At 47.4% G+C, this 21,954-nt stretch carries 26 protein-coding genes; 22 read left to right on the top strand and 4 right to left on the bottom strand.

Going from position 1 to position 21,954, the window contains the following annotated elements; genetic code table 11:
* Positions 1-64: 64 nt before the first annotated feature.
* From prmA to thiI, 4 genes are all read left to right on the top strand, one after another.
* Positions 65-1,018: a 50S ribosomal protein L11 methyltransferase gene (prmA, locus tag HNP82_RS08155; RefSeq protein ID WP_183773169.1), complete on the top strand. Its 954-nt coding sequence runs from the start codon at positions 65-67 to the stop codon at positions 1,016-1,018.
* Between the two features lie 97 nt (positions 1,019-1,115).
* The gene (locus tag HNP82_RS08150) at positions 1,116-1,856 is read left to right on the top strand and encodes a 16S rRNA (uracil(1498)-N(3))-methyltransferase (protein ID WP_183773167.1); all 741 of its coding nucleotides are present in this window, start codon (positions 1,116-1,118) and stop codon (positions 1,854-1,856) included.
* Complete coding sequence (locus HNP82_RS08145) at positions 1,857-3,035, top strand: cysteine desulfurase family protein (protein ID WP_183773165.1); 1,179 nt, start codon at positions 1,857-1,859, stop codon at positions 3,033-3,035.
* A 1-nt stretch (position 3,036) separates the two neighbouring features.
* Positions 3,037-4,215, top strand: coding sequence for a tRNA uracil 4-sulfurtransferase ThiI (thiI, locus tag HNP82_RS08140; RefSeq protein ID WP_183773163.1), 1,179 nt, complete (start codon positions 3,037-3,039; stop codon positions 4,213-4,215).
* A gap of 142 nt (positions 4,216-4,357) precedes the next feature.
* Here thiI and HNP82_RS08135 read toward each other — a convergent pair whose 3' ends face one another.
* On the bottom strand, positions 4,358-4,591 hold the full coding sequence (locus tag HNP82_RS08135; RefSeq protein ID WP_183773161.1) for an HPr family phosphocarrier protein: 234 nt from the start codon (positions 4,589-4,591) through the stop codon (positions 4,358-4,360).
* A gap of 271 nt (positions 4,592-4,862) precedes the next feature.
* Between HNP82_RS08135 and mtaB the strand changes: the two genes are divergently transcribed.
* From mtaB to HNP82_RS08085, 10 genes are all read left to right on the top strand, one after another.
* The gene (gene mtaB / locus HNP82_RS08130; RefSeq protein WP_183773159.1) at positions 4,863-6,233 is read left to right on the top strand and encodes a tRNA (N(6)-L-threonylcarbamoyladenosine(37)-C(2))-methylthiotransferase MtaB; all 1,371 of its coding nucleotides are present in this window, start codon (positions 4,863-4,865) and stop codon (positions 6,231-6,233) included.
* A 130-nt stretch (positions 6,234-6,363) separates the two neighbouring features.
* Entirely contained in the window at positions 6,364-6,624 is a 261-nt protein-coding gene (locus HNP82_RS08125) for an IreB family regulatory phosphoprotein (protein WP_183773157.1), read from the top strand.
* Positions 6,625-6,627: 3 nt separating this feature from the next.
* On the top strand, positions 6,628-7,077 hold the full coding sequence (gene ruvX / locus HNP82_RS08120) for a Holliday junction resolvase RuvX (protein WP_183773155.1): 450 nt from the start codon (positions 6,628-6,630) through the stop codon (positions 7,075-7,077).
* Positions 7,078-7,092: 15 nt separating this feature from the next.
* On the top strand, positions 7,093-7,371 hold the full coding sequence (locus tag HNP82_RS08115; protein ID WP_183773153.1) for a DUF1292 domain-containing protein: 279 nt from the start codon (positions 7,093-7,095) through the stop codon (positions 7,369-7,371).
* A 69-nt stretch (positions 7,372-7,440) separates the two neighbouring features.
* Positions 7,441-7,911, top strand: a complete 471-nt coding sequence (locus tag HNP82_RS08110; RefSeq protein WP_330599500.1) for a Fur family transcriptional regulator — start codon at positions 7,441-7,443, stop codon at positions 7,909-7,911.
* Between the two features lie 183 nt (positions 7,912-8,094).
* Entirely contained in the window at positions 8,095-9,738 is a 1,644-nt protein-coding gene (locus HNP82_RS08105) for a ribonuclease J (RefSeq protein WP_334298272.1), read from the top strand.
* Positions 9,739-9,767: 29 nt separating this feature from the next.
* Positions 9,768-10,124, top strand: a complete 357-nt coding sequence (locus tag HNP82_RS08100; RefSeq protein ID WP_183773151.1) for a YlbF family regulator — start codon at positions 9,768-9,770, stop codon at positions 10,122-10,124.
* Positions 10,121-10,516 (top strand): endolytic transglycosylase MltG, encoded by a 396-nt coding sequence (locus HNP82_RS08095; protein ID WP_183773149.1) that lies wholly within the window; start codon positions 10,121-10,123, stop codon positions 10,514-10,516. Before HNP82_RS08100 ends, HNP82_RS08095 begins: the two co-directional genes overlap by 4 nt.
* The gene (locus tag HNP82_RS08090; RefSeq protein WP_183773147.1) at positions 10,513-11,154 is read left to right on the top strand and encodes an O-methyltransferase; all 642 of its coding nucleotides are present in this window, start codon (positions 10,513-10,515) and stop codon (positions 11,152-11,154) included. Before HNP82_RS08095 ends, HNP82_RS08090 begins: the two co-directional genes overlap by 4 nt.
* 10 nt (positions 11,155-11,164) lie before the next feature.
* Positions 11,165-12,391, top strand: a complete 1,227-nt coding sequence (locus HNP82_RS08085) for a peptidase U32 family protein (RefSeq protein ID WP_183773145.1) — start codon at positions 11,165-11,167, stop codon at positions 12,389-12,391.
* A 114-nt stretch (positions 12,392-12,505) separates the two neighbouring features.
* On the opposite strand, the gene HNP82_RS08080 is transcribed toward HNP82_RS08085, so the two are convergent.
* Together HNP82_RS08080 and HNP82_RS08075 are read right to left on the bottom strand one after the other, a co-directional pair.
* The gene (locus HNP82_RS08080; protein ID WP_330599498.1) at positions 12,506-13,123 is read right to left on the bottom strand and encodes a GNAT family N-acetyltransferase; all 618 of its coding nucleotides are present in this window, start codon (positions 13,121-13,123) and stop codon (positions 12,506-12,508) included.
* Between the two features lie 29 nt (positions 13,124-13,152).
* Positions 13,153-14,016: a shikimate dehydrogenase gene (locus tag HNP82_RS08075; protein WP_183773143.1), complete on the bottom strand. Its 864-nt coding sequence runs from the start codon at positions 14,014-14,016 to the stop codon at positions 13,153-13,155.
* A gap of 499 nt (positions 14,017-14,515) precedes the next feature.
* Between HNP82_RS08075 and aroD the strand changes: the two genes are divergently transcribed.
* From aroD to HNP82_RS08050, 5 genes are all read left to right on the top strand, one after another.
* Positions 14,516-15,823, top strand: coding sequence for a type I 3-dehydroquinate dehydratase (gene aroD / locus HNP82_RS18380; protein WP_183773141.1), 1,308 nt, complete (start codon positions 14,516-14,518; stop codon positions 15,821-15,823).
* Positions 15,817-16,320 carry a YqeG family HAD IIIA-type phosphatase gene (locus HNP82_RS08065; protein WP_183773139.1) on the top strand — a complete coding sequence of 168 codons (504 nt, stop codon included), beginning with the start codon at positions 15,817-15,819 and terminating at the stop codon, positions 16,318-16,320. The genes aroD and HNP82_RS08065 overlap by 7 nt, the downstream gene beginning before the upstream one ends.
* A gap of 21 nt (positions 16,321-16,341) precedes the next feature.
* Entirely contained in the window at positions 16,342-17,313 is a 972-nt protein-coding gene (locus HNP82_RS08060) for a dipeptidase (protein ID WP_183773137.1), read from the top strand.
* Positions 17,314-17,378: 65 nt separating this feature from the next.
* Positions 17,379-18,602 (top strand): hypothetical protein, encoded by a 1,224-nt coding sequence (locus HNP82_RS08055; protein ID WP_183773135.1) that lies wholly within the window; start codon positions 17,379-17,381, stop codon positions 18,600-18,602.
* A gap of 170 nt (positions 18,603-18,772) precedes the next feature.
* The gene (locus tag HNP82_RS08050; protein WP_183773133.1) at positions 18,773-19,012 is read left to right on the top strand and encodes a PDDEXK family nuclease; all 240 of its coding nucleotides are present in this window, start codon (positions 18,773-18,775) and stop codon (positions 19,010-19,012) included.
* Positions 19,013-19,271: 259 nt separating this feature from the next.
* Here the strand turns inward: HNP82_RS08050 and efp are convergent, their stop codons facing one another.
* On the bottom strand, positions 19,272-19,829 hold the full coding sequence (gene efp / locus HNP82_RS08045; protein ID WP_183773131.1) for an elongation factor P: 558 nt from the start codon (positions 19,827-19,829) through the stop codon (positions 19,272-19,274).
* A 209-nt stretch (positions 19,830-20,038) separates the two neighbouring features.
* Between efp and HNP82_RS08040 the strand changes: the two genes are divergently transcribed.
* The 3 genes from HNP82_RS08040 to HNP82_RS08030 all read left to right on the top strand — a co-directional run bounded on the left by HNP82_RS08040 (position 20,039) and on the right by HNP82_RS08030 (position 21,935).
* Positions 20,039-20,377 carry a PadR family transcriptional regulator gene (locus HNP82_RS08040; protein WP_183773129.1) on the top strand — a complete coding sequence of 113 codons (339 nt, stop codon included), beginning with the start codon at positions 20,039-20,041 and terminating at the stop codon, positions 20,375-20,377.
* A gap of 84 nt (positions 20,378-20,461) precedes the next feature.
* On the top strand, positions 20,462-21,424 hold the full coding sequence (spoIIIAA, locus tag HNP82_RS08035; protein ID WP_183773127.1) for a stage III sporulation protein AA: 963 nt from the start codon (positions 20,462-20,464) through the stop codon (positions 21,422-21,424).
* Positions 21,393-21,935, top strand: coding sequence for a stage III sporulation protein AB (locus HNP82_RS08030; RefSeq protein WP_279288896.1), 543 nt, complete (start codon positions 21,393-21,395; stop codon positions 21,933-21,935). The genes spoIIIAA and HNP82_RS08030 overlap by 32 nt, the downstream gene beginning before the upstream one ends.
* Positions 21,936-21,954 lie beyond the last annotated feature (19 nt).

The following is a 21,954-nucleotide window of genomic DNA, read 5'->3' as shown; positions in this document are numbered from 1 at the left end:
TTTTGACGACATAGCTTATGATCATTGAGACGAAAAGAATCTGATGAAAAAGGAGGATATTCATTTGAGATGGAATAAATATACGTTAAGTACAACAACCCAGGCGGTGGACCTGATCAGCTATACCTTGGGAGAAATGGGCATTGAGGGCATTGAGATCCAGGATAAGGTGCCTCTATCTGAGGAGGATAAAAAGAAGATGTTCATTGATATACTGCCGGATCTTGGTCCTGATGACGGGAAAGCGCTGGTGTCTTTCTATATTGATCCCAGCCAGGATCATGAGGATACGATTCAGAGAGTCCTCAATGAAATTTACGGGCTGAGAGATTTTGTGGATATTGGGGAGGCCACCATCACAAAATCCCAGACAGCCGATGAGGACTGGATGAATAACTGGAAAAAATACTGGAAGCCTTTTAAGGTGGATGACGCTATAATTATCAAACCGACGTGGGAGACAGTGGACGATGTGCCGGAAGGTACTCTTGTGGTGGAACTTGATCCGGGTACGTCCTTCGGCACAGGTATGCACCATACCACCCGCCTTTGCATTACCCAGATTAAAAAGTATTTACAGCCGGAGTACAAACTGCTGGATGTGGGCTGCGGCAGCGGCATCCTTACCATTATCTCCATGCTTTTGGGCTGTCGGGAGGCTACCGCTACAGATATTGATCCCCACGCTGTTGACGCGGCGGTGGAAAACGCCAAAGGCAATCACTTGGATATGTCCCGCTGCCGCTTTTTGTGTGGAGACGTAATTTCAGACAATGAATTTTGCGAGACCGTGGATATGGGACAGTATGACATGGTGGTGGCCAATATTCTGGCAGATGTGATCATTCCTCTTTCTAAAGTGCTGCGGGAGCATATGAAGCCGGGAGCCCTTTTTGTTTCCTCAGGCATTATCGACATGAAGGAGGAGGCTGTGCGCCAGGCCCTTTTGGAGAACGGCTTTGAAATTGTGGAAGTGACTTACAGTGGAGAGTGGGTATCCTTTACAGTCCGGGCTTAATGATTGCCGGAGCAGCAGCAATGTCTGTCAGTGACGGATTGACAGTTCTAAATACATTATGATATGATACTCTAAGTGCGATTAAGGGGATGAGCGGATGCCGAGATTTTTTGTGAAACCGGACCAGGTGGATGACACTTCCATTGTGATCACGGGAAATGACGTCAACCATATTAAAAATGTTCTGAGAATGCGCTGCGGCGAGGAAGTCTCTGTCAGCGACGGCCAGGGAAAAGATTATTTTTGCACCATTGAGTCCCTGGATAAAGACCAGGTGTGCCTTCATATTGAAAATTCATGGGATTCCTATGTGGAACTTCCGGCGAAGCTTTATCTTTTCCAGGGCCTTCCCAAGGGGGATAAGATGGATCTGATCGTACAGAAGGCTGTGGAGCTTGGAGTTTTTGAGATCATACCTGTAGTCACAGCCCGGACGATCGTCCATCTGGACCCTAAGAAAGCTCCGAAAAAGGTGGAGAGGTGGCAGTCTTTATGTGAGAGCGCGGCAAAGCAGTCTGGCCGGGGGATCATCCCTACAGTGGCTCCGGTTACATCCTTTAAAGATGCCCTGAATAGGGCTTCCCATATGGACGCTGTGATTATGCCCTATGAGCAGGCCAAAGGCATGGATGCAGCCCGGAAGGCGGTTCGAGAGATGAATAACAAAAAAAACATAGGGATTTTTATCGGCCCGGAAGGCGGCTTTGATCCATCTGAGGTTTCTATGGCCCAGGAAGCGGGGGCAGTGCCTATGACACTGGGAAAGCGGATTCTCAGGACGGAGACAGCGGGACTGGCGGTTTTGTCTATACTTATGTTTGAACTGGAGGATAATTAAATGGAAATCTATTTGGATAACGCAGCGACGACCAGGGCCTACGAGAGCGTCTGCCAGATCATGGTAAAAACGATGCGCCAGGATTATGGCAATCCTTCTGCTCTTCATATGAAAGGCGTGGAGGCGGAGCATTACGTTAAAAATGCCCGTCAGTATATCGCCCGGACGTTAAAGATTGGCGAAAAAGAACTGATTTTCACCTCCGGAGGAACAGAATCCAATAATATGGCCATTATCGGCGGCGCTATGGCCAACTGCCGGGCAGGAAAGCATCTTATCACCACAGGAATCGAACATGCCTCAGTCTACAATCCCATGATGTATCTGGAAAGCCAGGGCTACGAGGTGACTTATCTTCCAGTGGATTCCACAGGGACAGTCCGCCTTGACGCCCTTGAGAAGGCGATCCGGGAGGACACTATTCTTGTGTCTGTTATGTGTGTCAACAATGAGATCGGGACGATTCAGCCATTGGATAAAATCGGACGTCTGATTAAAGAGAAAAATCCCAAAACATTGTTTCATGTGGACGCCATCCAGGGCTTTGGAAAGATGCGCCTGTGGCCGTCAAAACTTGGCATTGACCTTCTCTCTGCCAGCGGACATAAACTTCACGGGCCTAAAGGCGTAGGCTTTTTGTATATAAAAGACCGGGTCAAAGTCCATCCCCTTATTCTGGGCGGAGGCCAGCAGAAAGATATGCGGTCCGGCACAGAAAATGTCCCAGGGATCGCAGGCTTTGGCCAGGCTGTGGAGGAAGTGTTTGAGAACCTGGAAGAAAAGTTGGATCAGCTTTACAGTCTGAGAGACTATTTTATACAGAGAGTTTGCGAGCTGGACGGGGTGGTGATCAACGGGTTCACCCACAGGCAGGAAGGATTTTTTGGCCCTGCGCCCCATATTGTCAGTGTAAGCTTTGCGGATATTCGGGCGGAAGTGCTTCTTCACGCTCTGGAAGAAAAGAAGATTTACGTGTCTTCCGGCTCCGCCTGTTCATCCAACCATCCGGCCATCAGCGGCACCTTAAAGGCTATCGGCGTGGAGAAAAAGTATCTGGACGCCACATTAAGGTTCAGTTTTAGCTTTGACACAACACAGAAAGATATTGATGACTGTATTGACGCGCTGAAAAGTATCGTTCCGGTACTTCGGCGTTTTACTCCGGGAGGAAGAAGATAAAATGATGTTTAAAGCGTTTTTAATAAAATATGGAGAGATCGGTCTCAAGGGAAAAAACCGATATCTCTTTGAAGACGCCCTCATGCGCCAGATCCGGTTTGCCTTAAATGGCACCGGGGAATTTGAGGTGAGCAAAGAGCAGGGCCGTATATTTGTAGATTTTACTTCAGACTATGACTACGACGAGGTGTTGGAACGCCTTGGACGGGTATTCGGCATTGTGGCCATCTGCCCGGTCGTCCACTGTGACGACAACCGGTGGGAAAATCTCACAAAAGTGGTGGGCGATTATATGGACGCGGTTTATCCGGACAAAGCCTTCACATTTAAAGTGGAATCCCGCCGGGCGGATAAAAACTATCCGAAAAAGTCCATGGAGATCAGTGCGGATATGGGCGAGTATCTTCTGGACCGTTTTCCCCAGGCTAAAGTGGATGTCCACAATCCTCAGATCCTTTTAAATATTGAGATTCGCCAGAAAACCTACATTTATTCCCTGTCCATCCCTGGCCCCGGCGGTATGCCTGTGGGAACCAACGGGAAGGCCATGCTCCTTTTGTCCGGCGGTATTGACAGCCCTGTGGCCGGCTATATGATCGCCAAAAGGGGCGTGCGCATTGACGCCACTTATTTCCATGCGCCGCCATATACAAGTGAGCGGGCTAAGGAAAAGGTTATTGACCTGGCTAAGATCGTTGCCCGCTACGCAGGCCCGATCAAATTAAACATTGTTAATTTTACAGATATACAGATGGCCATCTATGAAAAGTGCCCTCACGATGAGCTGACTATCATTATGCGCCGCTATATGATGAAGATTGCCGAATATATTGCCAAAAAGGATGGCTGTCTCGGACTTGTCACCGGAGAGAGTATCGGGCAGGTTGCCAGCCAGACTATGCAGAGCCTTGCCGCCACAAATGCGGTATGTACCATGCCGGTGTACCGTCCGGTAATCGGATTTGATAAAAATGATATTGTAGAAGTGTCTCAGAAGATTGGTGCTTTTGAAACATCCATCCTGCCCTATGAAGACTGCTGTACCATTTTTGTGGCCAAACACCCGGTGACAAAGCCAAATATCCGGGCCATCGAGCGTTCAGAGTTTCACCTGGCAGATGTGATCGACGAATTGGTGGAGACTGCTATCACAACACGGGAAGTTCTTATTTGTGAATAAGGTATGACCGACAGGGAGCGGCACCTTTTGGATTTTTATCTGCAAAGACGATATCCGTAAACGGTGACTGCTCTCATAAAGGAACAAAAAAAGGATGTCATCGAGACATCCTTTCACCAGTTCTGAACAATATCAATAATACTTATTCGATAATAAATGGTTTAAGAACTTCCTTGATCTCATCAAAGTTATCATCTGTGTGGATCGCCAGCTCAATAGGTCTGGACAGGTCAAGGCTGAAAATACCCATGATAGACTTTGCGTCGATGACATATCTGCCGGAGATCAGGTCAAAATCAGAATCATATTTTGTGATGATGTTTACAAAAGATTTAACCTTATCAATGGAATCAAGACGTATCTGAACGGTTTTCATAAGAATTCCCTCCTAAATAGATTTCATATGTTTTACAAATATATAGTACAATCGAGGAGGAAAAAAGTCAAGACCTATTCGTAACCTTGATGTGATGTCACAGTTCAGCCATCAGAGCATGGCGCGGGCTGAACTGTGACATCCCACAGCGCTGCCATCAGGGATGGGCGGGCTGAACTGTTGCTATAGTTGGGCCATCAGTGATGGCGCGAGATGAACTGTGAAATCCCGCAGTGTTGCCATCAGGGATACGATAAAACGGAGGAATGATATGAAAAGTGTAGCCTTTTGCACCCTGGGCTGTAAGGTCAATCAATATGAAACTGACGCTATGGAAGAAATGTTTGCGGCGGCCGGTTATGAAATTCGTGAATTTAGGGAAAAATCAGATATCTATATTATTAACACATGTACTGTGACCAATATTGCCGACCGCAAATCCCGGCAGATGATCCATCGGGCGAAAAAAATAAATCCGGAGGGACTTGTAGTGGCTGTGGGCTGTTATGTCCAGGCCGCCGGGGAGAAACTACAGTCGGATCAGGATATTGATCTGATTGTTGGCAATAATAAAAAGGTCCAGATTGTCTCTCTTGTGGAGAATGCTCTGAAAGTCAGAGAACATTTACAAAGCGGCAAGGATCTGGAATATGAACGGGCTGCGGTGATGGACATTAATCACACGAAAGATTACGAAGCCCTCCATGTCTCCCATGTGCGGGAGCATACCCGCGCTTATATAAAGATTCAGGACGGATGCAATCAGTTCTGTTCTTACTGTATTATCCCTTATGCCAGGGGCCGTGTCCGCAGCCGTCGGGAGGAAGATATCATCTCTGAGGTCCAAACGCTGGTTGATGGCGGCTATAAGGAGATCGTTCTGACCGGTATCCATATTTCTTCCTACGGGCTGGATTTTGAAAATGAAGATTATAACCGTCACAGCCGGGATAGCCATCTGATCCGTCTCATTGAAAAGCTGGGACAGGTTCCCGGTCTTTTGCGTATCCGTCTGGGTTCCCTGGAGCCAAGGATCATCACCGAAGAATTTGCCGGCCGCTTGCGCAATGTAGCTCAGATCTGCCCCCATTTCCATTTGTCTCTCCAGAGCGGATGCGACGCAACCCTGGCCCGGATGAACCGGCACTACACTGCGGCCCAATATGATGAATCAGTGAGGATCCTGAGAAAGTATTTTGACACCCCAGCTATCACCACCGATGTAATCGTGGGATTTCCCCAGGAGTCTGAGGAAGAGTTTGAGGCGAGCGCGGCCTTCCTGGAGCATATCCGGTTTGCCAAAATGCATGTGTTTAAATATTCCCGCCGTCAGGGGACAAAAGCGGCGTCCATGGAGGGCCAGATCGACGAGACTGTGAAAAATCAGCGAAGCGCCCGGTTGATCCAGATGGATCAGAAGCTTCAGGCGGAATTTATCCGCCAGTGGCAGGGAAAAACGGCCCAGATCCTTCTTGAGGAGCGGGAGAAAATTGACGGCAAAAACTATCTGACCGGTTATACCAAAGAATATATCCATGTGGCTGTTCCGGAAAGGGAAGGGCTGGAGGCAAATACTGTATTTTCAGGAAAGCTTTCTTTAAGAATCCATGAAGAATATGTAATTTGCGAAAGAATGGATTGAATTATTTGAAAATTTATATTAATATAATAGTTAATCATACCTTTGTCCTTTAAAGGTATTTATCGTGCAGGATAAAACCGGCTTAAAGTTTTTGCCGCATGTGAAGTTTAGAAAGTAAGGTAGTGAGACTATGCCAGATTTAAACAGTACACAATATTTCAAGGTAAATAATGAGACCGAGATCGCTGTCAAGGATATTCTTGAGGCGGTATATATTGCTCTGACTGAGAAGGGGTATAATCCTGTCAGCCAGATCGTCGGTTATATTATGTCCGGGGACCCCACCTATGTGACCAGCTATAAGAATGCACGATATCTGATTATGAAGGTGGAGCGTGACGAACTCTTGGAAGAACTTTTGAAAAATTATATTGAAGTCAATCTGAAGTGATCTATGGAAGGAAGGATCATTGGCCTGGATTATGGTTCCAGGACCGTAGGCGTTGCCCTGAGCGATCCATTAAGGATGACGGCTCAGGCTATGGAAACCATACATCGGAAGGACGAGAACAAGTTAAGACAGACACTGGCCCGCATCGAGACTATTATCAGAGAACAGGATGTCGGTCTGATTGTTCTTGGTTATCCGAAGAATATGAATAATACGATCGGAGACAGGGCCGAAAAGACCGGTGCGTTTGCAGATATGCTCAGACGGCGGACCGGACTTTCGGTTGTACTCTGGGATGAGCGGATGAGTACGATGGCGGCAACACGCACACTCATTGAGGGTGAAGTGCGCCGTGAAAACAGGAAAACTTATGTGGATCAGTTAGCCGCTGTCTTTATTTTGCAGGGCTATCTGGATTATATCCGGATGCATTCTGAGGATGCGCCGGATTGACTTTGGAGGACCTATATGTCAAGTCAGGGAAAAATTGAATTTACATTAACAGATACAGGAGAAAAAGAAGAATTTTATATTATTGAGCAGACACGCATTAATAATATTAATTATATACTTGTGGCCGATTCCATGGAGGATGAGGCTGAAGCGTTGATTTTAAAGGAGACCAGTTCAGGCAAAGACGGTGAAGAATCCTTTTATGAGATCGTCAGTGATGACGAAGAGATGGATGCAATATCCAGAGTTTTTGCCCAGATGGTCGATGATATGGATATTGAACTGGAAGTATAGACAGTTCAGGCATCATTGATGCGATGAGTCACGATACTCGGACAATGGAAAATGCCAGGGAAGAAGGGGATGCTTATGGAACAGGGGCTGGAATGGTATAAACGTTTGTTAAAAGAAAAAGGAATGAAAACAACCAGCCAGCGTCTTGCCATATTTGAAGTTCTGTCAGGCGAACCGGACCGGCATTTTACGGCAGAAGAAATCTATGATAAAGTGAAAGAAAAGTGGCCGGATATCGGTCTGGCCACTGTGTATCGGAATATTCAAAAACTGTCGGAGTTTGGCGTCATTGATAAACTGAATCTGGATGACGGATTTGTACGGTATGAGATTGGAGATCCGGACCGGGATAAAGCCAAACATCATCACCATCATCTCATCTGCAGAAAGTGCGGCGGCGTATTCACATTTGAGGACGATCTGCTGGAAGCGCTGGAGAGCAGGATTCGGGAGACGATGGGGTTTATTGTAAGCGATCACGAAGTAAAGTTTTACGGGTGGTGCCGTAAGTGCAGCCAGGCCCGTGGAGAGAATGAATAATTGTCAAAGTATTGTTGTCGGCATCGCACGTGACTTAATATTTTCGGAGGTGCGATTTTGAAAACAAACAACACAGCAAACAGTGCTGCGAACAGCGCGGCAAAGACAGGTCATGAGAGAACGGGCGTCAGAAGAGGGCGTACGAGAAACGACGCTAGACATGACAAGACGAAAAATGAAAAAATAAAGATCATTCCACTGGGCGGGCTTGAGCAGATCGGAATGAATATTACCTGTATCGAATATGAAGACAATATTATTGTCATTGACTGTGGTCTGGCCTTCCCTACAGACGACATGCTTGGGATTGATCTTGTCATTCCCGATATTACTTATTTGAAAGATAATATTTCCAAAGTCAAAGGGTTTGTTATTACCCACGGACATGAAGATCACATCGGCGCTCTCCCCTACGTTCTTAAAGACGTAAACGTGCCTGTTTACGCTACAAAGCTGACGATGGGGATCATTGAGCATAAGCTGAAAGAACATAATATGATGAAGAGTACCAAACGCCGTGTGATCCGTCATGGACAGTCCATTAATCTTGGATGTTTCCGTATTGAATTTATAAAAACTAATCACAGTATCGCCGATGCCACAGCTCTGGCTATCTACACACCGGCGGGCATTATTGTCCACACCGGCGACTTTAAGATTGATTATACGCCGGTTTTCGGTGATCGTATTGACCTGGGTCGTTTCGCTGAGCTTGGAAAGAAAGGCGTTCTCGCCCTCATGTGCGACAGCACTAACGCGGAGCGCCCTGGATTTACCCAGTCAGAGCGGACCGTTGGGCGTCAGTTTGATCATATTTTCAACGAACATCAGAAAAATCGTCTGATCATTGCCACATTTGCTTCCAATGTGGATCGTGTTCAGCAGATTATAAATACAGCCTACAAGTTTGGCCGGAAAGTTATTGTGGAAGGCCGGAGTATGGTGAATATTATCAGTATTGCCCAGGAGCTGGGGTATATTAACATCCCGGATAAGACGCTGATCGAGCTGGATCAGATGAAAAATTATCCGCCGGAACAGATTGTCCTGATCACTACAGGAAGTCAGGGAGAGACTATGGCTGCGCTTTCAAGAATGGCTGCCAGCGTTCACAGAAAAGTATCTATCGTCCCCGGCGACACAGTAGTTTTTAGCTCCAATCCTATTCCCGGCAATGAGAAGGCCGTGTCCAATGTGATCAATGAGCTTTACATGAAAGGCGCGGAGGTCATCTATCAGGATACTCATGTTTCCGGCCATGCCTGCCAGGAAGATATCAAGCTCATCTACGCGCTGACCCAGCCTAAGTTTGCCATCCCTGTCCACGGTGAGTTCCGTCATCTGAAAGCCCATGCGGAGCTGGCTCAGATGATGGGGGTGGAGAAAGATCACATCATTGTCATGGAATCCGGCGACGTCCTTGAACTTAGCAGCGACAGCGCCAAGATCACAGGCAAAGTTCACTGCGGCGATGTTATGGTGGATGGCCTCGGCGTGGGGGATGTGGGCAATATTGTTTTACGGGACCGTCAGTTGCTTTCACAGAACGGTCTGCTTATTGTTGTCATTACACTGGAAAAATATACCAATCAGATCCTTGCAGGGCCGGACATTGTATCCCGTGGATTTGTCTATGTGAGAGAGTCTGAAACGTTGATGGAGGACGCCCGCCATGTGGTCAGCCAGGCTCTGGAAAATTGCCTGAGCCATCGCTGCAGCGATTGGGGTAAGATAAAAAATGTTGTCCGGGAAGCTCTTGGGGATTATGTTTGGAAGCAGACGAAGCGAAGCCCCATGATCCTGCCCATTATCATGGAAGTAGAATAACGGCGCGATGCCGGTAAGGAGCGTACACAATGCCGGGTGTCATAGAAAAGACCGAAGAATTAATTGACGTGATTAAGCAAAGTAAAGAATATAAATCCTATAATGAACTCAGAAGTTTTATTGCCCATGAATCCGAGATCAAAGACCGGATCGACCATTTCCGTCACGACCTGTTTGTGCTTCAAAATACAGCCGGGGATCACCGGGAAGATTTTGAAAAGCTGCACCAGGAATACAGAGATATCCTTGACGATACTCAGGTGATGGAGTATTTTTCCGCAGAAGCCGCTTTAATACACATGTTCAGGGATATTTATGACCGCCTTGGCAGCGCGGTGGAGCTGGATCTGAGTTTCCTCGGAGAAGTGAAGGAGTTGAACCTATGAAGAAAGTAGTTTTAGGCTTTTTTGAGCTTTGTATCCACATTTTAATATACGCCTTTGTTATTTTTCTGGTTTACCGCGCGGCAGTGTTCGCTTACGATTATTCTTATAATATTTTCGGAGATCCGGTCATGTCCAAATATGACACTCAGACGGTGACTGTAGTGGTAGATGACGGAGATTCGGCGGCGGATGTGGCTCATGAGCTGAAGAAAAACGGCCTGATCAAATATGAATCCGCCTTTGTCATCCGGGTTCGTCTGGAAGAGATGGGTGACGCGATCATGCCGGGAACTTTTGAGCTGAGTCCCAGCATGTCTGTGGAGGAAATTCTTCATATTCTCACAACAGAAGGGGAGATCCGCCAGGAAGAGAGCGGGGTTACTACGCGATGAATGTAGATGAACGGATGACGGCGTATATTCGTTCTTTGGATCATGGAGAAAAAGATTGGATCAGGACTTTAGAGCAGAAGGCCAGAGCAGAACATGTGCCTATTATCCGCAAGGAGACGGCCGCCCTGCTCCGGGTCCTTCTAACAATGCAAAAGCCTGGGAAGCTCCTGGAAGTGGGAGCTGCCGTGGGCTTTTCTTCCATATTCATGAGCGAATATGCCGGAGAAAACTGTAAGATTACCACCATAGAAAATTATGAACCCAGAATCATCAAAGCCCGTGAAAATATAGAAAAAGCGGGAAAGCAGGGGCAGATCACCCTCATTGCCGGGGACGCCATGGAAGTATTAAAGACCTTGGAGCCGTCCTATGATTTTATTTTCATGGACGCAGCCAAGGGACAGTACATTCATTTCTTCCCGGAAATTCTTCGCCTTTTGGGAGAGGGCGGCGTTCTTGTCAGCGATAACGTCCTCCAGGACGGCGATATTGTCCAATCCAGGTACGCGGTGACCCGGCGTAACCGGACGATCCACAGCCGGATGCAGGAGTATCTGTGGGAGCTGACCCACCACCCTTCCCTGGAAACGGTTGTGCTTCCCATCGGGGATGGTGTAACCATCAGTACAAAAAGATAGGAGTTTAATATTGAAAAAACCAGAGTTATTGATCCCGGCAAGCTGCCTTGAAGTTTTAAAGACTGCTGTGAATTTTGGCGCGGACGCAGTGTACATTGGCGGGGAAGTGTTCAGCCTCAGAGCCAAATCCAAAAACTTTTCGCCAAAAGACATGGCGGAAGGGATTGCCTACGCCCATGCCCGCGGCGTCAAGGTTTATGTGACAGCCAATATTCTGGCCCACAACCGGGATTTAGATGAATTTGAAAGTTATTTGGAGGAACTTAAAACTATTGGCCCCGATGCCCTGATCATTTCTGATCCGGGAATCTTTATGATGGCGAAAAAGGTCTGCCCCGACATGGAGATCCATATTAGCACCCAGGCCAATAACACCAATTATGCCACCTTTAATTTCTGGCATGATCTTGGGGCCAAGCGGGTGGTCACAGCCAGAGAGCTGTCTTTGGAGGAGATCCGTCAGATCCGGGATCATATTCCCGATGATCTTGAGATTGAGACCTTTGTCCACGGGGCGATGTGCATTTCCTACTCAGGGCGCTGCCTTCTCTCCAGCTTTCTCGCCGGGCGCGACGCCAACCAGGGAGCCTGCACTCATCCGTGCCGGTGGAAGTACGCCCTTATGGAGGAGACCCGGCCGGGAGAATACTATCCGGTATTTGAAAATGAGCGGGGAACTTATATTTTAAATTCCAGAGATCTGTGCATGGTCACCCACATCCCTGATCTGGTGGCGGCGGGGATCGACAGCTTTAAAGTGGAGGGGCGGATGAAGACGGCCCTTTACGTGGCCGATGTGACGCGGACATACCGCCAGGCCATCGACGATTATTTTACAGATCCTAAATTGTATGAGAGCCGCCTGGACTATTATCAGGAAGAAATTTCCAAAGGAACCTACCGGCTCTACACTACGGGATTTTTCTATGGAAAACCTGATGAAAATTCCCAGATATACGATAATAACACTTATATTAAAGAATATACTTATCTTGGGATCATCAACGGCCAGAATGCCCAGGGACTTTACGGCCTTGAACAGCGGAATAAATTCTGCGTCGGGGATACCATCGAGGTGATGAAACCGGATGGAAATGATCTGACAGTGACTGTGAAGGCCATGGCTGACAGCGAAGGCAATGCTATTGAAAGCTGTCCCCATCCCAAACAGCAGATTTTTGTGGATCTGGGTGCGCCTCTGTGCGATGGTGATCTTTTAAGAAGAAAAGACCGTTAAAAAAGCCGGGGAATCCTGCCTGTCAGGGTTCTCCGGCTTTTTTGTGCCATAGGAAACTTTGGTTCCTTTGACATAAAAAAACGCTCCGCGTAGGATCGCACTGCGGCAAAGGTGCTATACATTGATGCCATATGTTTTCAGAAGGGAAGGCGAAAGCTGTTCAAAAGGAATGACCGGATCAGGAATCGCCGGGTGAGAGCCAAGATGTTTTTCCATCCAGACCATATCATACCAACGGTGAAATTTATAGCCGCATTTATGAAACGTTCCAACCATTGTGTACCCCATGTGACTGTGAAATTCCACACTGTTATGAGTCAGATAGCGGTCTTCATCACCCTGCCAGGCAATACAGGCATTGGCATTGAATATATTTTGGAGGCGCAGGCATTGTTCAAGGGCCGTGTAAAGGCGGCGGCCGATGCCTGAATGGACAAAGCCGGGGCGGATATAGATTGTTGTCTCTACAGCCCAATTGTAGGCCGCCCGCTCTTTAAAAGGGCCTGCGCAAGTATAGCCGACAATGGTATCTCCCTGACGGGCGGCTATGTAGGGATAATTTTTAACGGTATTAGATACCCGTTCCATAAATTCTTTCTGAGAAGGGACATTATATTCAAAAGAAATAGCTGTGTCAGTGACGTAGGGTTTATAAATTTCCAAAAGTTCTGGGCTGTCTTTTGGGGTCACTTTCCACAATGTGACAGTCTGATTTTTGGTACAGTCAATCACTGTTTTTTCCTGCCTTTCTCCTGATTTCTTCAGGTAAAATATTTTTCGCGGATAAGCTCTACAGGCATATCCCGGCCGGTCCACAGGCGAAAGCTTTCCGCTCCCTGGTATAACAGCATGTAAAGGCCGTTAAAGGCGGGGCATCCCTGGCTTTTGGCCATGGCCATCAGTTTGGTCTCTCTTGGATTATAAATAATATCCGAGACAACAAGATCTTTATGAAAAACAGACAGGTCGCCAATCAGGCAGGTGTCCTCATTGGGAGCCATGCCCACGTTTGTGGAATTTGTAAGAACCTGGCTGGATAAAATACTGTCGCAAAGATCGTCTGTGTCATCGAGATCATGAAGGGTAACATGGCAATCTGTTTTTTCATTGAGTTTTTCAACGAGAGCCTGGGCCTTTTCATAGGTGGGGCTTTTGCGGTTAAAGACCCGGATCTCACTGACACCGTCTAAGGCAGCCTGAACCAAGATTGCTGTGGCGGCCCCTCCGGCTCCAAGAAGGGTCATGACTTTTCCGGGAAGAGGGAAGCCGGCGGCTTCGGCAGCCCGCATATAACCGATGCCATCGGTCGTATAGCCGGTGAGGATTCCGTTGTCGTTGACAATAGTGTTGACAGCGCCGCACAGGGCTGCCGCCGGTGAGAGTTGGTCCGCCAGTTTTGCCATGGCGTTTTTATGGGGCATGGTCAGGTTAAAACCTCTGGCGCCCATGGCTTTCAGACCTTCCACAGCCTGGGGAAGCTCCTGTGGGGATACGTCAAAAGCCAGATACACATAATCAAGATCAAGAGCTGAAAAAGCCTCATTGTGCATCATAGGTGAGATACTGTGAGCCACAGGACTCCCCAAAAGCCCTGTAAGTTTTGTGTGCCCGGTAATATGGATCATTGGAAATACCTCATTTCTTAGAAAAGTAACGTAATTTTTTGAGTAAACTATACGTCCTGTCAGTTCAGCCTTTGCTGTCTCTGAGGGCTGAACTGTGGCTATATATTAAATTATAGATGAAATGGCTTTTAGCGTCAAATAAGATCGACAAGTTTTTAATGTCCTGTTTTTTATTGGAATCCGCAAGTTTTTCCACTGCTATGAAATTTGTTAAGAGTGTTGCGGAAGGTGACAGTAAATACGTGAAGGAACTTATGGTTTTCCTGGACAAAATGGATTTTGATGGCAGCGGAAGGCCCTTTGGCGTAATATGTCCGTTTTGAGACAGTTTTGCTTTTATTTTAGGCGGCCCTCATGTATAATAATAGTGCTGGAAAGATTTTTTGCTATTGCCACATATGGCGCAATGGCAATTTTATATAAATGATGGCGCAATTGTATCATGGCGTCAAAATACTTTTTGACGCTTGTATCATATCATATGAAATGAGGAATCCGAATGAATTATATAACTGTACGCGGCGTGGCCATTGGCTTGGGGATACCTAAAATATGTGTTCCGGTGACAGAGGCCAGCGGGGGAGATATTGTAAAACAGGCCGGAGCGGCGGCACCTAAAGCGGATCTGATCGAGTGGCGGGCAGATGCATTTGAGGATGTATTTTCCAAAGCTTCGGTGAATCATGTCTTAAAGGAACTGAGAACTGCTGTGGGGCAGCGGCCGCTTTTGTTTACCTTTCGCACGGAGGCGGAGGGCGGCGCAAAGATTGACGTGGATGACTATATAGCTCTTGGCGAGGCTGCCGTGGAAAGCGGCTGTGTGGATCTCATCGACGTGGAAATGGACCGGGGGGAGAAAGCTGTCTTGCGGCTCATTGATAAAGCCCATGAAAGGGGAGTTTTTGTCGTTGGCTCCTACCATGATTTCTCAAAAACGCCGTCAGAGGAAGAGATGTTTTCCCGCCTTGAGACGGCCGCAAAGGGGGGCGCGGATATTTTAAAGCTGGCGGTCATGCCAGAGGATATGAACGATGTTCTCCGCCTTTTATCGGTGACTTATAAGGCGTCCGGCGTTTTTGAAAAACCTCTGATCACCATGTCCATGGGGGCTATGGGAAGTATCAGCCGGGTCTGCGGGGAGTATTTTGGAAGCGCGGTGACCTTTGGCCAGAGCGGGGCGGCCAGCGCGCCGGGGCAGTTTAAGGCGGCGTCCCTTTATCATGCCCTTGGATTTCTCCACAGACAGGCGTCTGAAATTGGCCCGGATACAAAGCTGGCCGGGGGACATATATTCCTCACCGGATTTATGGGGACAGGGAAGACCAGCGTGGCTTACGCCCTGTCAAAAAAGACGGGGCTGCCTGTCATTGAGATGGATGAAACCATTGTCCGCCGGGAGGGGAGAAGTATCCCTGAAATTTTTGAAAAAGACGGGGAAAAGTATTTTCGCCGGGTGGAGACAGACCTCCTTCGGGAGATCAGCGGCGATCGGAAGGAGACATTTATTGTATCCTGCGGCGGCGGCGCTGTCCTCTCTGAAGAAAATGTGGGGATGATGAAGAAAAAGGGCAGAGTTATCCTTCTCACCGCTGATCCTGAGACTGTTTTTTCACGCATTGGCGGGGATACGGGCCGCCCAAACTTAAAAAACCGGAACACTGTGGAGGATATGGCGGCGCTTATGGCTCAGAGAGAGGCAAAATACAGGGCGGCGGCAGATCATATTATTGAAACCGACCATAAAGATATGGATCAGATTGCGTCAGAGATACTTCAGGTTTTATCCGGACAGGAGGCATTATGTTAGAGCGTTTTTATCCGGACTGTATATGTCCGTCCACCTACGACATTAATTTTGAGGAACTGTATGAAAAGGGTGTCCGGGGGCTGATCTTTGATATTGACAACACTCTGGTTCCCCACGGCGCCCCGGCGGACAAGCGGGCGAAAGCTCTTTTTAAGCGGCTCTCAGATCTGGGGTTTGCGTGCTGCCTGCTGTCCAACAACGGCCGGCACAGAGTTGAGATGTTTAATAAGGACATTCATGTCCACTATATTTATAAGGCGGGGAAACCTTCTGTGGCTAATTACAAAAAGGCCATGGAGCTGATGGGTACCCGGCCGGAGACGACAGTGTTTATCGGTGATCAGCTCTTTACCGATATTTACGGTGCTAAAAGGGCGGGTATACCGAATATATTAGTACGGCCCATTCATCCGAAAGAGGAAATCCAGATCGTTCTCAAGCGCTATCTGGAAAAAATAGTCCTTCATTTTTATGGGAAAGACCAGAAGAAGCCGTGAAAAAGACTGGGGGAGTTTGAGATGGCTTTTATAGATATGCATTGTGACACGCTGACCGCCCTTATGGACGGCAGATCCGACGGGGATCTGATGCGCAACAGGTTAAGTGTGGATCTGGCCCGGATGAAAAACAATGGCGGCGCCATAGAGTTTTTCGCCTGTTTTGTCTGTCTGGGCCGTTTTAAAGATCATAATCCCGATGAGGCGTGGGACTATGTGATGAGGACTTTGGATTATTACGAGAAAAACCGGAAAAAGTATCCCAATGACTGCCGCAAGGTGGAAAAATATGAGGACGTGGACAGGATTCTTTCCGGAAATTCCATGTCACCGGTGGGAACACTGCTGACCGTGGAGGAAGGCGGCGTCTTAAATGGCTCCATGGAGCGGCTGAAAGTCCTTTTTGACCGGGGCGTGCGGCTGATCACTTTGACCTGGAATTACGATAATTGCCTGGGACATCCCAATCACCGGGACCCTGAGAAAAACAGCCTGGGGCTGACGCCATTTGGCTTTGAAGCGGTGGAGGAGATGGAGCGCCTGGGAATGATCGTGGATGTCTCCCATCTGTCCGACGGAGGATTTTACGATGTGGCCAATCGGGCGAGAAAGCCTTTTGTGGCTTCCCACTCTAATGCCAGAGCCCTGTGTCCCCATCCCAGAAACTTAACCGATGATATGATCCGGGCGCTGGCCCAAAAGGGCGGCGTAGCGGGCCTGAATTTCTGTCCGTCCTTTCTTGATGAGAAAAAGGGCAGCACTGTGGAAGGGATGGTGGGCCACCTGTCCCATATGATCCGTGTGGGCGGCGAGGATGTGGCGGCCATCGGCACAGACTTTGATGGTATCGAAGGGCCGCTTGAGATTTCTAACACCGGGGAAATGTCTAAACTCCATCAGGCGCTTGAGCGCGCGGGATTTCCTCCACGGGTGATTGATAAGATCTGGTATGGCAATGTGAGGCGGGTGCTTGGGGAAGTCCTGCCGGGATAGGCAGGTGATACTGTTGGATACCTTTATACTAGAAAAGCGGGGAGAATTAACATATGAGGGGGATTATGAAAAGAATTGTCAGTATTTGTTTCTTTATATGTACTATGGCAGGAATATCTGCCTGTACAGAAAATAGAGAAAACACCGAAATCTTTTCAAATGGGAAGAGCAGGATAGAAAATGAAAGTCAGACGCCGGAGACTGTTGCTGATACAGAGCGTTTAAGGATTGAATCCTATGAGAATGGAGGAATCCTTACAGTCAAACCAGAGCCCAATGGGATTAAAGATGTTTTGGAATTGACTGATGAAAACACCGTGGACTTTTATTATTGGAGTGATGAAATAGCCATTGTGGGAAAAGGTGAGGACAATCATACATATTATGGCCCGGTATCCGAAACAAAAACGCTGTATTTTTACGATCTTTCCAGGGGAGAAATCATAGATCAGTTTAATACCATTGAGGGTGTGTTTGTATTCTCTGCGGTTCCATGGGAAGATGGTATTTTATACACGACAATGCCGGAAAATATGGATTATTCCGATACGGGACAGCAATGGCAGGTCGTTTATGTGGATCATGAAAGCCAGCAGATCGTTGATTCGGGGATGTGCCGGACAACACCTATGGGAAGGTACATTCCATGGGTAAAAATGTCCGGGGAAACGCCAGTGTATGTCTATGAAAATGTGGAAGGTGACACTCAGTATTCCTGCGGCCTTAAAGGGATTGCTTTATACAAAGATGAGATTATTGTACATTCGCTGGATATTTACGAAGGTACGGATAAAAAATTGATGGATTCTAATTTTCGGTCTAATGGCGACGAATTTTGCTATGCCCTGGAACTGCCGGAAACCACACAGATACTTTATGTGGTTCGGAATCTGAAAGAGGTTCTGGGTGAACTGCTTGTAGATCCTTATATTGGACATTGCGAAATGACAGACAACTATTTTATTTATGTCAACGACCCTCAGGACGGCAAGGGATGGTGCATGGTGGCTTATGACTTTGAGAATGATACCCGCGTTGTAAGCCGAACGGGCAAACAGATGTATCGTTTTAGAAGTACCGGAGAACACTTTTTCTGTGTGGACGACTACTTTAATCTTTTTTACGGAACAATTACCTCTGAGGGGATAACTTTGCAGACCGTGGATATGGGCGAAGAATTTAATAATGAGCCGCTGTTTTGTTACCCCTTAAATGAAAAAGAAATGTTTATTGTGTTTATGCATGATGATGGGACGGATTCTTATTGGAATTGCCAAATTCAATTTTAGACAATCAATCATATCTTGATGGACGGGCAGTAGAGAAGGAGGAGCCGAAATCATGACATAATAAACGGCCATGACTTCGGCTTTGTTTTGATGCTTATTTTTGGCCAGGGTGTGAAAAGTGAATTTGATCCGAGATTCTCGTGGTGAAAACTTGAGATAAGAACTACACTATGTTAAAATACAGCAAAAGGGGGGGACATTTATACCATTGGAACAGAAGAAACAATATACAAAAGCTATTAAAATATAAAACCGCTGGTGTGAGGGAATATTGGATTGTTGATCCTATGGTAGATCAGGTTATCGTATATAAATTTGATACCGATATTTTAATGCAATATTCATTCACTGACGAAATCCCGGTTGCAATCTATGACGGTGATTTGAGGCTAAAGATAAAAACAGAATAAAGAAATTATTATTTAAATTGGAGCCCATTGTTTCCTCAGTCTGGGGGCAGAATGCGCTATGAAAAAAATCCCCGGCTTGCCGCTCATGGCAGTAAGCCGGGGACTGTTTTATAGCAAACGACAAATATCTTTGTCGTTTGCTATAAACCCTCCAGGGGATGCGCACGATTTTTGCAGGGAAGGATCTGCGCTTTGCGCAGCAAAAATCGGCGCTGGAAACGTCATAATAAAATTTATTATGACGTTTCCTATAATCTGATCAAACTCTGGAGAGATATTCGCCGGTTCTTGTGTCGATCTTGATCACGTCGCCGATCTCTACAAAGAGAGGTACGTTGACCTGAGCGCCAGTCTCAACAACCGCCGGTTTTGTAGCGCCGGTGGATGTATCGCCTTTAAATCCGGGCTCAGTCTGAGTTACTTCAAGCTCTACAAATAATGGAGGCTCAACGGAGAAAACCTGTCCGTTGTGGGAGAGCATCTTCACCATCTCATTTTCTTTTACAAATTTCAAAGCGTCGCCAACATCTTCAGTGTTGAGAGCAATCTGATCATAAGTCTCTGTATCCATGAAGTGGTACAGATCACCATCGTTGTACAGATACTGCATATCCGCTCTGTCAATATGAGCCTGAGGACATTTCTCTGTGGGGCGGAATGTTTTTTCAACAACGCCGCCGTTCTTGATATTTTTCAATTTAGTACGGACGAAAGCTGCGCCCTTACCGGGTTTTACATGCTGAAATTCAATGACCTGATAAACGTTTCCTTCAAATTCGATAGTCAAACCGTTTCTGAAATCACCTGCTGATACCATGTATATTGAATCCTCCTTTAATTATTCTTTGTGTATTAGCTCTTTTTAGTATAAATAATAACGGCGATTTTTTCAACTGTTTTTTTACATATACTCTTGAGTCTTGGGTGTAATGTGGCAAAACAGTTGCCCTTGCGTTAAAATCTGTCTTATAGTATCATAGAAAAAGGTGGAAAAGACGGGAAATCAAGAAAAGGAGTGGATGACCCATGGTCTTTAATACAGGTGCGTCCCTGTTAGATGGTATTGTACTTGCAGTGGTGGCCAAAGCGCCGGAGGGAGCTTACGGCTACAAAATCACTCAGGATATTCGGGAGATGATAGATATTTCTGAATCGACTCTGTACCCGGTGCTGCGCAGGCTGCAAAAGGACGGATGTCTGACAGTCTGTGACCGGCAGTACGGCGGAAGAAACCGGCGTTACTATATAGTGACGGAGCGGGGAAGAGAGCAGTTGGAAGATTACCGGAAAAGCTGGGAAATCTACGCGAAGAAAATATCGGAGATTTTTCGCGGCTGCCCGGAGGCCAGGGATGGGATGCGCTGACCTGTCTCGATTTTTCAGCGGGGGCCGGCTCGCTGTTCTTTTATACAGGCCGCCTGCATATATTGTAAGCAGGCAGGTGAGAAAATGGAAAAGTCCATACCTATGGACGCAAAGAAAACTCAGATTTGCCGTATTTTCGCAGCTTCTTTGCGTCCTTTTTTTCAGCGTTTACAGTGCGATATGGAAAAAATGCAGGAGATACGTCTTAGGGTCAACAGTCCCCTGATGGTGGTTTACGACCATAAAGAAACATTTGTTACCTGGGATGGACTCCTTAAAAAAGACGCGGATAAAGCGGTGATTGTCAGTTCCAGCCAGATCCGGGAGACCATGGAGTATATCAGCGATTACTCCCTCTACGCCTACGAAGATGAAATACGCCAGGGATTTATTACTATCCAGGGCGGACACAGGGTAGGCATTGCAGGAAAGATTGTCTTAGAAGACGGAAAAATAAAAAATATTAAATACATTTCTTTTATCAACATACGGCTGTCCCACCAGATCCAGGGGTGCGCCGATCCGGTTATGCCCCTGATCAAAGACGGGGGAACCGTTTATCATACTCTTATTATATCCCCGCCAAGATGTGGCAAAACAACTTTATTGAGAGATATTATCCGGCAGATTTCCCAGAGCCCGGACGGGATCAACGTGGGCGTTGTAGATGAGCGGTCGGAGATCGCGGCCTGCTATATGGGGATTCCCCAAAATGATGTGGGTATACGCACCGATGTTTTGGACTGCTGTCCAAAAGCCGACGGCATGATGATGCTCATCCGTTCCATGTCCCCCCAGGTGGTGGCTGTGGATGAGGTTGGGAGCAGGAAAGATCTGGAAGCCATTGAGTATGTGATCAACTGCGGATGCAAACTTATCGCCACCGTCCACGGCAGTTCGGTGGACGATCTGCGCAGCCGCCCGGTGCTGCGCCGCCTTGTGGAGGAGCGGCTTTTTGAGCGGTATGTGGTGCTTGGGGATCTGTCCAGGGCAGGATGTATAGGGGCGGTGTTTGATGCCTTTGGATGTAATCTGCTTCGCTCTTAAAATAGGCGGGGCATTGTGTGTTTTAACGGGGTGTTGGGGCATGGGCTTTTTTGTGTGCCGGGGCATGAGCCGCCGCCTTGGGGCCCTTAGGGAGCTTCAAAGGCTGACCCTTGCCATGGCCGGGGAAATACGGTGCATGTCCGAGACGCTCCCGGTGATCTTAGAGGGCATGGCCCAAAGATCAGGCCCGGTTTACAGAGATTTTTTTGAGAGCGTGAGCCGGTCCCTGAAAAAGGGACATGGCCAGTCACTGGCCAGTGTGTGGAACGCGCAGGCTGACGTCTGTTTTATAGGAGGCCCGCTGAATCCGGGAGATGTGCGTCTGGTGAAAAGACTTGGTGAAATGCTTGGAAGTCACGATGTTCAGATGCAGCTTTCAGTGTTGGATCTGTTCGCCTCAGATCTGGAAAAACGTATTGCCGGCCTGGGGGAAACCATTGATAGCCAGAAAAAAGTATACGGCGGTCTGTGGGTCATCGGAGGCATTTTTGTTGTGATCCTTTTTATCTGAAGTGATCGGGGAGGGATTC

Source organism: Catenibacillus scindens (assembly GCF_014202115.1).
GTDB lineage: Bacteria > Bacillota > Clostridia > Lachnospirales > Lachnospiraceae > Catenibacillus > Catenibacillus scindens.
Note: the sequence above shows the minus strand (reverse complement) of the source record. Positions and strands in the feature narration are given on the sequence as shown.

What these genes read in the sequence shown, in the direction of transcription:
- HNP82_RS08135 (WP_183773161.1), bottom strand. Translation starts at nt 4,591, where the DNA reads ATGAAAACCGTTCAGATACGTCTTGATTCCATTGATAAGGTTAAATCT.
- HNP82_RS08065 (WP_183773139.1), top strand. Translation starts at nt 15,817, where the DNA reads ATGTTAGAGCGTTTTTATCCGGACTGTATATGTCCGTCCACCTACGAC.
- HNP82_RS08030 (WP_279288896.1), top strand. Translation starts at nt 21,393, where the DNA reads ATGCCTTTGGATGTAATCTGCTTCGCTCTTAAAATAGGCGGGGCATTG.
- HNP82_RS08115 (WP_183773153.1), top strand. Translation starts at nt 7,093, where the DNA reads ATGTCAAGTCAGGGAAAAATTGAATTTACATTAACAGATACAGGAGAA.
- HNP82_RS08110 (WP_330599500.1), top strand. Translation starts at nt 7,441, where the DNA reads ATGCTTATGGAACAGGGGCTGGAATGGTATAAACGTTTGTTAAAAGAA.
- HNP82_RS08060 (WP_183773137.1), top strand. Translation starts at nt 16,342, where the DNA reads ATGGCTTTTATAGATATGCATTGTGACACGCTGACCGCCCTTATGGAC.
- HNP82_RS08095 (WP_183773149.1), top strand. Translation starts at nt 10,121, where the DNA reads ATGAAGAAAGTAGTTTTAGGCTTTTTTGAGCTTTGTATCCACATTTTA.
- spoIIIAA (WP_183773127.1), top strand. Translation starts at nt 20,462, where the DNA reads ATGGAAAAGTCCATACCTATGGACGCAAAGAAAACTCAGATTTGCCGT.
- efp (WP_183773131.1), bottom strand. Translation starts at nt 19,829, where the DNA reads ATGGTATCAGCAGGTGATTTCAGAAACGGTTTGACTATCGAATTTGAA.
- HNP82_RS08125 (WP_183773157.1), top strand. Translation starts at nt 6,364, where the DNA reads ATGCCAGATTTAAACAGTACACAATATTTCAAGGTAAATAATGAGACC.
- HNP82_RS08055 (WP_183773135.1), top strand. Translation starts at nt 17,379, where the DNA reads ATGAAAAGAATTGTCAGTATTTGTTTCTTTATATGTACTATGGCAGGA.
- HNP82_RS08050 (WP_183773133.1), top strand. Translation starts at nt 18,773, where the DNA reads ATGTTAAAATACAGCAAAAGGGGGGGACATTTATACCATTGGAACAGA.
- HNP82_RS08145 (WP_183773165.1), top strand. Translation starts at nt 1,857, where the DNA reads ATGGAAATCTATTTGGATAACGCAGCGACGACCAGGGCCTACGAGAGC.
- thiI (WP_183773163.1), top strand. Translation starts at nt 3,037, where the DNA reads ATGATGTTTAAAGCGTTTTTAATAAAATATGGAGAGATCGGTCTCAAG.
- aroD (WP_183773141.1), top strand. Translation starts at nt 14,516, where the DNA reads ATGAATTATATAACTGTACGCGGCGTGGCCATTGGCTTGGGGATACCT.
- HNP82_RS08040 (WP_183773129.1), top strand. Translation starts at nt 20,039, where the DNA reads ATGGTCTTTAATACAGGTGCGTCCCTGTTAGATGGTATTGTACTTGCA.
- HNP82_RS08090 (WP_183773147.1), top strand. Translation starts at nt 10,513, where the DNA reads ATGAATGTAGATGAACGGATGACGGCGTATATTCGTTCTTTGGATCAT.
- mtaB (WP_183773159.1), top strand. Translation starts at nt 4,863, where the DNA reads ATGAAAAGTGTAGCCTTTTGCACCCTGGGCTGTAAGGTCAATCAATAT.
- HNP82_RS08075 (WP_183773143.1), bottom strand. Translation starts at nt 14,016, where the DNA reads ATGATCCATATTACCGGGCACACAAAACTTACAGGGCTTTTGGGGAGT.
- HNP82_RS08150 (WP_183773167.1), top strand. Translation starts at nt 1,116, where the DNA reads ATGCCGAGATTTTTTGTGAAACCGGACCAGGTGGATGACACTTCCATT.
- ruvX (WP_183773155.1), top strand. Translation starts at nt 6,628, where the DNA reads ATGGAAGGAAGGATCATTGGCCTGGATTATGGTTCCAGGACCGTAGGC.
- HNP82_RS08100 (WP_183773151.1), top strand. Translation starts at nt 9,768, where the DNA reads ATGCCGGGTGTCATAGAAAAGACCGAAGAATTAATTGACGTGATTAAG.